Source organism: Methanoculleus sp. DTU007 (assembly GCF_001512385.1).
Taxonomy (GTDB): domain Archaea; phylum Halobacteriota; class Methanomicrobia; order Methanomicrobiales; family Methanoculleaceae; genus Methanoculleus; species Methanoculleus thermophilus.
This window is the reverse complement of the sequence record NZ_LFRO01000085.1, coordinates 1-332: the sequence shown is the minus strand read 5'-3', so window position 1 is coordinate 332 and position 332 is coordinate 1. Positions and strand designations below refer to the sequence as shown.

1 protein-coding gene is annotated in these 332 nt (G+C 63.3%); it reads right to left on the bottom strand.

The window, feature by feature from the left end; translation table 11 throughout:
• Positions 1-332: hypothetical protein (locus ACI94_RS09085; RefSeq protein ID WP_286681340.1), on the bottom strand; the 332-nt coding region annotated here is incomplete at both ends.

Below are 332 nucleotides of genomic sequence, written 5' to 3'. Positions count from 1 at the left end.
ACGACGAGCGCTCCGTCATAGTTGAGATCGGTCAGTTCACCCTGCCGGGTCAGGGACCCCAGCGGCAGGATTTCAAAGGTGCGGTTCTCGTCTGCCAGTACCTCGCCACGGAGCGAGACCATAACGTTCGCCTGGTAGGTTCCGGTGGGGAACCCATCGTTCGGCCAGCGCACGACGATCTGTTCCGTGGTCCCCGGACGGACCGACGTCTCGGCCCAGGTAACGGTGTCGATGACCGACCCGTCCCGGGAGATGACGGCGGTGATCTCGGGGGTCACCACGACGTTTCCGGTGTTCTTGAAACCGACCTCAATCCCCAGCGGGACATCCAC